Genomic DNA, 9,304 nt, shown 5'->3' on the forward strand with positions numbered 1-9,304 from the left:
GTTATTCAAATTTGAACGAGATGGGGTTACGCTCGTTCCATGACCACGACCCGCATGCCGACGCTGTACCTGAGCCACGGCGCCCCGCCGCTGGCCGACGACCCCGTCTGGCCCGGCCAGCTCGCCGCCTGGTCCGCGGCCCTGCCGCGGCCCCGGGCGATCCTCATGGTCTCCGCGCACTGGGAGGAGGCCCCCCTCGCCCTCGGCGCCACCGAGCGGGTCCCCCTGGTGTACGACTTCTGGGGCTTCCCCGAGCACTACTACCGGGTCCGCTACGACGCCCCGGGCGCGCCGGAGCTCGCCGAGAGCGTGCGCAAGCTGCTGCGGGCCCCCGGCACCCCGGTCCAGGACATCCCCGACCGCGGGCTCGACCACGGCGCGTACGTACCGCTGGTGGAGATGTTCCCCGAGGCCGACATACCGGTCCTCCAGGTCTCCCTGCCCACGCTGGACCCCCGTCGCCTGATGGAGATCGGCCGGCAGCTCGCGCCCCTGCGCGACGAGGGCGTGCTGATCGTCGGCAGCGGCTTCTTCACCCACAACCTGGCCGCCCTGCGCCACGCGGGCGGCGGGGTGCCGGCCTGGTCGGCCGAGTTCGACGCCTGGGGGCGGGAGGCGCTGGCCGCCGCCGACGTGGACGCCCTGCTGGACTTCGAGGCCAAGTCCCCGGCCGGCCGGCTGGCCCATCCCCGTACGGAGCACTTCGCCCCGCTCTTCGTCACCCTCGGCGCCGCGGACGCGGCCGGTGACCTCGCCGCCCGCCGGGACGTCATCGACGGCTTCTGGATGGGGCTGGCCAAGCGCTCGGTGCAGTTCGGCTGACGCCCCCAGGCAACCGGACGGCGCCGGACGCCGTCTAGGAAGAGGGGGGAGCGGTCAGGGCGGCGCTGGCGGGCAGGGTACTGCAAGATCCCAAAAAACGGGACGCCGTGTGGGAATTCTGTCCCGATTCCGGTCGTTGTTTCCTACGGATGCGGGGCACTCGGAAGAGTGTCCCGAAGCCAGCAAGCCGCACCGCGACCGAACTCATCGCAAGGGAGCACGCATGGCAACCCGCGCCGTCGCCCGTCGCCAGTCCGAGACGGCCTCCAGCGCCCGCGCAGCCGGCGGGGAGATCGCAGACCGCGACCTGGTCGGCATGTACCTGGACGAGATCGCTCGCACCCCGCTGCTCGACGCCGCCAAGGAGGTCGAGCTCTCCCAGATCATCGAGGCCGGTGTCTACGCCCAGCAGATCCTCGACGGGGAGGCGGAGAGCCAGGGCCGTGCCACGCGCGCGGAGCTGGAGGCCCTCGCCGCCGAGGGGGAGCGGGCCAAGGAGGTCTTCATCCGCTCCAACCTCCGCCTGGTCGTCGCCGTCGCCCGCCGCTACCCGCGCAGCGGCCTGCCCCTGCTCGACCTGATCCAGGAGGGCAACGCCGGCCTGGTCCGCGCGGTGGAGAAGTTCGACTACACCAAGGGCTTCAAGTTCTCCACGTACGCCACGTGGTGGATCCGCCAGGCCATCACCCGCTCGATCGCCGACCAGTCCCGCACCATCCGGCTGCCCGTCCACCTGGTGGAGGAGCTCGGCCGGATCCGCCGGGTGCAGCGCGAGTTCAACCGGGAGAACGGCCGGGACCCGGAGCACACCGAGATCGCCGCCGAGCTGGGCTCGACGGAGCAGCGCGTGAGCGACGTCCTGGACTGGGCCCGCGACCCGGTCAGCCTGAACATGTCCGTGGACGACGAGGGCGAGACCCAGTTCGGCGACCTCCTGGAGGACACCTCCGCGATCTCGCCCGAGCAGTCCGTGCTCTCGCTGCTGCGCAGCGAGGAGCTGGAGGACCTGATCGGCAAGCTCGACCAGCGCACCGCGTCGATCATCAAGATGCGCTACGGCATCGACGACGGCCGGGAGCGGACCCTCACCGAGGTCGGCAAGCAGCACGGCCTGACCCGCGAGCGGATCCGGCAGATCGAGAAGCACGCCCTGCTGGAGCTGAAGAAGATGGCCCGAGACACGGGCTTCGACGCCGTCGCCTGATCCGACGGCCCCCGAACGAGCCCCGGCGTCACCCCCCAGGCGCCGGGGCTCCCTCCTGTGCCGGGCCGCCGGCCCTAGCTCTTCGGCGCGGCGATCGACATCGCCAGGCCCTCGGTGAGCCATCGATGCGCCACGGTCATGTTCAGGACGCGCCCGGCCGTTGCGGTACCGACCAGGGCCCAGTACCGCTCCAGGCGGGGGTCGAAGCCGGACGACCGTGACACCAGCCGGTGCAGGTGTGCGCGGAACGCGGGGGTGTCCGACTCCCGCCGGGCTCGCGCGTGGGCGGACACGAACGCGTCCACCGCGTCGCCGGCGCCCGGCGGCAGGCCTTGGGCCAGCGCGGCGGCCGTCAGCGCGGCGGCCTCGTCGATCTCCGCGTAGAAGGCCGGCCCGTCCCTCATCTCCTCCTGGTGGTCCTGGGTCCAGCGGGTGAACCCCGGTGTGGAGATGAGCAGGTGCAGCTCGGCGTAGGCCAGGGCCGAGGCCGGCTCGTTCTGGGACCGCCTGCCCCGGTGAGCCGCCCGCGCGGTGCGAGGACGGACCGGCTGCGGACGCGGGCCACCGACGGCACCCGGGAGAAGGCGGGCCTACACGCCCGCCGCCCGGCTCAGGCGGCCGCCCAGCCGGCCCGCGGCCTCGGCCAGGCCCGCCGGCTCGCGCACGGCGAAGTCCAGTCCCGTCATCGCCAGCCGCACGGCCACCCAGTCCACCGCGTCGCGGGACTCGAACGACAGCCGGCACGCGGCGTCCGACAGCGGCTGCGGCGCGTCCATCCAGCCGGGCAGCGCCTCGGCGACCTCCGCCGCCGGCGCCGCGAAGTCCACCACCACCCGGTACGCCGGCCGCCCCGCCCCCTCGTAGAGCTCCCGCGAGAGGTCCGGCAGCTCCCGCGGCGCGAACCGGGCCCCGGTGGGGAAGGGGTCGCTGACCCGGTCCACCCGGAAGGTGCGCCAGTCCGCCCGCTCCAGGTCGTAGGCGATCAGGTACCAGCGCCCGCCGGTGCTGACCAGCCGGTGCGGTTCCACCAGGCGCCGGGAGTCCGCCCCGTCCCGCGCCCGGTAGGCGAACCGCAGCCGCTCGTGCCCGGCCGCCGCCGACGCCATCGTGGTGAGCGTCCGCGGGTCGATGCGGGCACCGTCGCCACGGGTCAGGGCCACCGTGGCCGACTGCAGCGCGCCCACCCGGTGCCGCAGCCGCGACGGCAGGACCTGCTCCAGCTTGGCCAGGGCACGCACCGAGGCCTCCTCGATGCCCTCGATGGCGTGCCCGGCCCCGGCCCGCAGGCCGACCGCGATCGCCACGGCCTCCTCGTCGTCGAGCACCAGCGGGGGCATCGCGGCCCCCGCCACCAGCCGGTACCCGCCCTCCGCGCCGAGGGTGGCCTCCACGGGATAGCCCAGGTCACGCAGCCGTTCGACGTCGCGGCGGATGGTGCGGGTGCTCACCTCCAGGCGGCGCGCGAGCTCGCTCCCGGGCCATTCGCGCGGGGTCTGGAGCAGGGACAGCAGGGTCAGAAGCCGTGCCGGGGTGTCCGTCATGTCATCAGCCTGCCAGCGAAATAGGACGTCGACTGACCTACATCCCGTCTACGTTTGTCCCATGACCACCGAGACGCCCAAGACCCCGCCCGGGAACGAGACCGGGCCCACCCCCGAAGCCGCGGCCCCCGCCGCGGCGCCGGCCGACCGCCGCCGCTGGCTCGCCCTCGCCATCGTGATGACCGCCGCCTTCATGGACCTGGTGGACGTCACGATCGTCAACATAGCCATCCCGAGCATGCGGGCCGACCTCCAGGCGTCCACCAGCGCCATCCAGTGGATCACCGCCGGTTACGCGCTCGCCTTCGCCGCCGGCCTGATCACCGGTGGCCGCCTCGGTGACATCTACGGCCGCAAGCGCCTGTTCCTGATCGGTATCGCCGGCTTCACCGCCGCCTCGCTGCTGTGCGGCATCGCCGCCGACCCGCAGATGCTGGTCGCCTCCCGCCTGCTCCAGGGCGCCATGGCCGCCATGATGGTCCCGCAGGTGCTCGCGATCATCCACGTCACCTTCCCGCCGCACGAGCGCGGCAAGGTCTTCGGCATGTTCGGCGCGATCGTCGGCCTCGGCGCCGTCTCCGGGCCGATGCTCGGCGCGCTGCTGACCGAGTGGAACCTCTTCGGCCTCGAATGGCGCCCGATCTTCCTGATCAACCTGCCGGTCGGGATCGCCGGCGTGCTGCTGGGCCGGGCCTTCATCACCGAGTCCAAGGCGCCCCACGCCCTCAAGCTGGACCTCGTCGGCGTGCTGCTGGCCACCCTCGGCATGGTCATGCTGATCTACCCGCTCACCCAGGGCCGCGAGAACGACTGGCCGCTGTGGGGCTTCCTGTGCATGGGCGCGGTGCCGTTCCTGATCGCCGGCTTCATCGCCTACGAGAAGCACAAGATCGCCAAGGACGGCTCCCCGCTGGTCGAGCTCTCGCTGTTCAAGGTCAAGAGCTTCGCCGCCGGCATCGCCGTCCAGCTCACCTTCGGCATCGCGACCGGCATCTTCTTCCTGGTCTGGACGCTGATGATGCAGCTGGGCCTGGGCTGGAGCGCGCTGCGCGCCGGCCTCACCGGTATCCCGTTCTCGATCTCCGTCTCGGTCGCCGCGGGACTGTCGGTGCAGAAGCTGGTGCCCCGCTTCGGGCGCAAGGTGCTCCAGGCCGGCGCGCTGACGATGGCCGCGGGCGTCCTGCTCTACCTCTTCCTCTCCGACCACTACGGCATGGAGATCACCTCCTGGCAGATGGCCGCCCCGCTGATCGTCATGGGCATCGGCATGGGCCTGATCGTCGCCCCGCTCACCGACACCGTGCTCTCCGAGGTGCCGCGTGAGCACGCCGGCTCCGCGTCCGGCCTGATCAACACCACCGGCCAGATGGGCAACGCGCTCGGCCTCGGCCTGACCTCGGTGGTCTACTTCGGGGTCATCGACAACGAGATGGTCCTGGGCGTCCCGTACGTCGACGCCTTCCGCAACGCGCTGTGGTGGGTCGTGGCCGTCATGGTCGTGATCTTCTCGGTGATGTTCGCGCTGCCGCGCAAGGCCGCCACCCCCGGCGCCGGCCACGAGGCCGAGGCCGGCGCCACCGCCGAGCCGGCCCCCGCCGCGGCGTCCGGCCCCGCCGCCGACGGGGACTCCCTGGAGAAGGTCCCGGTCGGCTGAGGCCGGCCCACCCGGCTCAGCGCACGCGGGCCCGGATCTCCATCGCGCCGCGGGCGGCCGCCTCGGTCTCGTAGACCTCGCACATGTGGCGGCCGTCCGGGGTGGCCGTGTGCTCGACCTCCCACAGGCTGAGCTCGCGGCCGTCCAGCAGGACGAACGCGTGCTCGTACAGGGTGAATCCGGCCGCCCGGCCGTCGGCCGGGGAGGGCCGGCCGCCGAAGGCCTGGGAGATCTGGTGGGCGTACGCCGACCGGAGCAGCCCGGCCACCCGCTCGCCCGGCCGGTCCGTGTTCTCCGCGCGCCGCAGGACCCGCCGGGCGTGGTCCGCCGACCGCTCCACCGCGTACCTGCGGTGCCTGCGCACCGGGCCCGGCGAGGCCAGCAGCGCGCTCAGCGCGGCCGCGTCCGCCACCGGCTCCTCCTCGGCCGCGGCGAACACCGGCGCCGCGGGCTCGTCGCCGAACAGCCGGGCCGCCGCCAGGCAGGCCTCGGCCCGCCCGTCGAACAGCTCGTGCCGGGTGCCGCGGTCCCCCGGCTGGCGGTACGCCAGCTCCCACAGCGAGGCCGAGGAGCCGTCCGCCAGCAGGTACGTGTGCCGGTGGGTCTCGCGCCACGCTCCGGAGGCCGGGCTGTGCTGCGTGGTGTACAGCGACGAGCTGTGGGCGAGCGCGGTGCCCAGCCGCTCGACCAGGCGGTCGGACAGGTCGAAGGAATTGAGCGCACGGCCCAGCAACCGGGCGAGCTGCGCCTCAGTGGTCTCGTACGGATCGCTCGGATCCAGCGGGTCGCTCAAGGTGGGTCTCCAGGCCGTCGCAGCTTGTCACTTCACGGATGCTCAACGTAGCCCCTCCGTCTGACATCCCGTCCGGTGTTCGGCAAAACGTCCGGGAAGCATCGGGGGTTCCCCCACCCCTTCTGGTCAACTTACGCACGAGAACGACGGGTTGGCCCTGCTATGGGCGCACGTGCGGGACGATGGGCGGCATGGCAACGAATACCGTGGGCGTCCCCCGACAGCAGGGCCGGCCCAGCAGTCGCACGGACGGCGCACCCGCCGCGGCGTCACCCGCACTGGCCTGGCTGCTGGTGCTCACCGGGGCCGCGGGGCTGCTCGCCTCGTGGGTGATCACGCTCGACAAGTTCCTCCTCCTGCAGGACCCCGACTTCAAGCCGGCCTGCAGCCTGAACCCGGTCGTCTCCTGCGGCAGCGTGATGAAGAGCGAGCAGGCCGCCGTCTTCGGCTTCCCCAACCCCATGCTGGGCCTGGTCGCCTACGGCGTCGTGGTCTGCGTCGGCGCCGGGATCCTGGCCGGCGCCCGCTACCGCGGCTGGTTCTGGGCCGGCCTGAACGCCGGCACCCTCTTCGGGGTGGGCTTCTGCACCTGGCTGATGGTCCAGTCGCTCTACGAGATCAACGCGCTGTGCCTGTGGTGCTGCCTGGCCTGGGTGGCGACCCTGGTGATGTTCTGGGCGGTCACGGCGCACAACGCCCGGACGGGCGTGCTGCCCGCCCCGGCCGCCCTGAGGGACTTCCTCGGCGAGTTCGGCTGGGTCCCGCCGGCCTTGCACACCGGCGTGATCGGCATGCTGGTCCTGACCCGCTGGTGGGACTTCTGGACCGGCTGACCCGCCCGGCGGCCGACGGGCCGAGGGCCCCGCAGCGGGTGGCTGCGGGGCCCTCGGTCACTTCGCTCCACGGACGCCCGGGGCGCGGCGGGTGGGGGAAGCGGATCAGCTGCCGACGGAGGCGTTGCCGGACAGCACCGGGATGTTGTCCAGGATGTGCGAGAGGGACTCGTCGCCCTTGGCCTGGGTGGAGTTCTCGGTGCACTGCTGGTTCATCGGGTTGGACAGGACGTTGATGTCCTGGACGCCGACGTTGGCGATGAGCGCGACCAGCGACTGGGCGTTGACCTTCACCGGCAGGCCGATGCAGGGCTTGTTGGCGGTGCCCTGGACCAGGGAGAGCTGCGGGCTCATCGGACCGGTGGTCTTCTGGTTGCCGTAGATCTGCTGGGAGCCGTTGCCGTTGACGGTGTTGACGCCGTTGTCGTTGCCGATGGCCATGGCCGGGGCGGCCACGGCGGCGCCCGCGCCGACCACGGCGGCGGTCGCTGCGGCGGTGGCCATAATCTTCTTGAGCATGTCGGTCCTTCTGTCGCACGAGTGCCCGCTGATGGAGCGCCCTGGTCAACGGGACCCGCGGAGGTTGGTTCCGGCCCTTCACTCGAACGGCGCGTGCGCGCACCGGTTTTCCCCGACCCGGGTGAGGCGCTGCCGGACGCGTGCGCGAAGCCCGTACGCAGCCCGCAGGCAGCGCCGCTCCGGTTGCGGTCCGTAGAAGGTGTTCGCACGGTGGGACAGCAAGCGGATCGCTGTGGTCCGCCGTCCAGTGCGACCCCGAAGGAACCTCCCATGCACCGCACGAAGGCGTCCCGCGTCCTTGTCCCCTCGGCCCTCGCCGCCGCCATACTCTTCGGCGCGGCCGGTCCCGCGAGCGCCGAGACCGGGGAGCGCCCGGCCGCCGAGCGGGCCGCGGCCGCCGGGCCGATCGACGACCTGGTCAACGGCATCCTGGAGGCCATCAAGGGCCTCCTGCCGCCAGGCGTCAGCCTGCCGCCGATCAGCATCCCTGAGATCAAACTGCCGGAGATCAAGCTGCCGGACCTCAACATCCCCGGCGTCAACCTCCCACAGATCCCGGGCGTCCAGCTGCCCCAGCTGCCGCCGCTGACGCCGCCCCAGCTGCCCGCGACGCCGAACGAGATCACACCCGAGGTCACCATCCCCGAGATCCCGGACATCCCGGATGTTCCCGACGTCCCGGGCCGGAAATCCTGACCGAGTGGTAGCACTAATGGGCTGAACAGGTCAGATCGTGCACGGAACCGTGTCGTCTTGGCAGACTGGGCCGTTTCGCTCGGTGTGGGCCCCGGATCGGGGTCGTCAGCCCCGGATCGGGGCAGTACATCGAGCAGAAGGTGCACTACCCATGAACACTGCCAAGAAGGCCGCCGTCGCGCTGGCCGGCGCTGGTCTCGCCGTCGCTGGTGCCGCTGGTGCCGCTGTCGCCGACTCGACGGCCGAGGGTGCGGCCGTGGGCTCTCCGGGTGTCCTGTCCGGCAACCTCGCGCAGGTGCCGATCCACGTCCCGATCAACGTCTGCGGCAACTCGGTCAACCTCGTCGGCGCGCTGAACCCCGCGTTCGGCAACGTCTGCATCAACGACTGACGTTCGCCACCAGCGGCACGTACGACTGTGGGCGCCCCGGCACCGCCGGTGGCGCCCACAGTCGTGTCGCGCGGTCGTGTCGCGGGGGTTCAGCCGTTGCCGCCGTTGCCACCGTTCAGGTGGACGCCGCCGAGCATCGGGGCGACCTTGCCGACCACGTTGGCGCTGTTGAGGACCTTGCCCGGGGCGTCGTTCTTGACCTTGTTGACGTCCTGGACGGCGCCCACGGCCTGGTTGACGGCGTCGCCCTGCTCGGCCAGGCCGTTGCCCACGGTCTGCGGCAGGTTGGCGGTGACGGGGGCGGCGGCGTTCAGCGTCTCGGTGACGCCACCGGTCAGGCTCATCGGGGGCAGGGCGGGGGCCGGGGCGGCGAAAGCGGAACCGGCGGCGCCGAGGGCGGCCACGGAACCGGCGACGACGGCGGCGACCTTGGTGTACTTCATTTCTCGCAATCCTTTTCCAGCGGCGACCGACGCGCCGCTTTCGACCTGGGTAACGATTCCGGGTGGATGCGGAAACCCTGTGGCTCGTTCTTTTCGAACGCGGGCCGCCGGACGGTGGTGACGGCCGACGGCCGGAGAACCCCGTGGGATTCTCCGGCCGGTATTTCTTCCGATGACCGGTAATTCCGCCGGCGCCGCCGTCAGACGACCCGGGACCGCCGGTACAGCACGGCACCGCCGAGGATCAGCGCCGAGGCGAGCACGGCCGCGGCGGCGGGCTGCCCGGCACCGGTCTGCGCCAGCATCGGCGCCGAGGCCGCCGGGGTCACCGGAGCGGGTACGGGAGCCTCGGCCGGAGCGGGCGCGGCGGGAGCCGGAGCGGCCGGAGCCGCGGGCGCCGGCTGCGGC

12 protein-coding genes are annotated in these 9,304 nt (G+C 72.3%); 6 read left to right on the forward strand and 6 right to left on the reverse strand.

Going from position 1 to position 9,304, the window contains the following annotated elements; translation table 11 throughout:
• Nucleotides 1-39 precede the first annotated feature (39 nt).
• Together LG632_RS28360 and LG632_RS28365 are read left to right on the forward strand one after the other, a co-directional pair.
• The gene (locus LG632_RS28360) at nucleotides 40-822 is read left to right on the forward strand and encodes a dioxygenase family protein (RefSeq protein WP_226730550.1); all 783 of its coding nucleotides are present in this window, start codon (nucleotides 40-42) and stop codon (nucleotides 820-822) included.
• A gap of 223 nt (nucleotides 823-1,045) precedes the next feature.
• Entirely contained in the window at nucleotides 1,046-2,026 is a 981-nt protein-coding gene (locus LG632_RS28365; RefSeq protein WP_226730552.1) for a sigma-70 family RNA polymerase sigma factor, read from the forward strand.
• Nucleotides 2,027-2,100: 74 nt separating this feature from the next.
• Here LG632_RS28365 and LG632_RS28370 read toward each other — a convergent pair whose 3' ends face one another.
• Together LG632_RS28370 and LG632_RS28375 are read right to left on the reverse strand one after the other, a co-directional pair.
• Nucleotides 2,101-2,430: a hypothetical protein gene (locus tag LG632_RS28370; protein ID WP_226730554.1), complete on the reverse strand. Its 330-nt coding sequence runs from the start codon at nucleotides 2,428-2,430 to the stop codon at nucleotides 2,101-2,103.
• A gap of 186 nt (nucleotides 2,431-2,616) precedes the next feature.
• On the reverse strand, nucleotides 2,617-3,567 hold the full coding sequence (locus LG632_RS28375) for a helix-turn-helix transcriptional regulator (protein WP_226730556.1): 951 nt from the start codon (nucleotides 3,565-3,567) through the stop codon (nucleotides 2,617-2,619).
• 61 nt (nucleotides 3,568-3,628) lie between these two features.
• On the opposite strand from LG632_RS28375, the gene LG632_RS28380 reads away from it, so the two are divergent.
• Entirely contained in the window at nucleotides 3,629-5,221 is a 1,593-nt protein-coding gene (locus LG632_RS28380) for an MFS transporter (protein ID WP_226730558.1), read from the forward strand.
• Nucleotides 5,222-5,237: 16 nt separating this feature from the next.
• Here LG632_RS28380 and LG632_RS28385 read toward each other — a convergent pair whose 3' ends face one another.
• Nucleotides 5,238-6,014 (reverse strand): DUF6227 family protein, encoded by a 777-nt coding sequence (locus tag LG632_RS28385; RefSeq protein ID WP_226730560.1) that lies wholly within the window; start codon nucleotides 6,012-6,014, stop codon nucleotides 5,238-5,240.
• Nucleotides 6,015-6,205: 191 nt separating this feature from the next.
• Between LG632_RS28385 and LG632_RS28390 the strand changes: the two genes are divergently transcribed.
• Entirely contained in the window at nucleotides 6,206-6,847 is a 642-nt protein-coding gene (locus tag LG632_RS28390) for a vitamin K epoxide reductase family protein (protein WP_226730562.1), read from the forward strand.
• A 105-nt stretch (nucleotides 6,848-6,952) separates the two neighbouring features.
• On the opposite strand, the gene LG632_RS28395 is transcribed toward LG632_RS28390, so the two are convergent.
• Nucleotides 6,953-7,366, reverse strand: a complete 414-nt coding sequence (locus LG632_RS28395) for a rodlin (protein ID WP_226730564.1) — start codon at nucleotides 7,364-7,366, stop codon at nucleotides 6,953-6,955.
• A 270-nt stretch (nucleotides 7,367-7,636) separates the two neighbouring features.
• On the opposite strand from LG632_RS28395, the gene LG632_RS28400 reads away from it, so the two are divergent.
• Nucleotides 7,637-8,062 carry a hypothetical protein gene (locus LG632_RS28400; RefSeq protein ID WP_226730566.1) on the forward strand — a complete coding sequence of 142 codons (426 nt, stop codon included), beginning with the start codon at nucleotides 7,637-7,639 and terminating at the stop codon, nucleotides 8,060-8,062.
• Nucleotides 8,063-8,213: 151 nt separating this feature from the next.
• Nucleotides 8,214-8,453, forward strand: coding sequence for a chaplin (locus LG632_RS28405; protein ID WP_226730568.1), 240 nt, complete (start codon nucleotides 8,214-8,216; stop codon nucleotides 8,451-8,453).
• Between the two features lie 89 nt (nucleotides 8,454-8,542).
• Here LG632_RS28405 and LG632_RS28410 read toward each other — a convergent pair whose 3' ends face one another.
• Both LG632_RS28410 and LG632_RS28415 read right to left on the reverse strand, forming a co-directional pair.
• Nucleotides 8,543-8,896: a hypothetical protein gene (locus LG632_RS28410; protein WP_226730569.1), complete on the reverse strand. Its 354-nt coding sequence runs from the start codon at nucleotides 8,894-8,896 to the stop codon at nucleotides 8,543-8,545.
• Nucleotides 8,897-9,096: 200 nt separating this feature from the next.
• Nucleotides 9,097-9,304: LPXTG cell wall anchor domain-containing protein (locus tag LG632_RS28415; protein WP_226730571.1), on the reverse strand; the 208-nt coding region annotated here is incomplete at its 5' end.

The sequence above is a fragment of the Streptomyces antimicrobicus genome, from assembly GCF_020532625.1.
Lineage (GTDB): Bacteria > Actinomycetota > Actinomycetes > Streptomycetales > Streptomycetaceae > Streptomyces > Streptomyces antimicrobicus.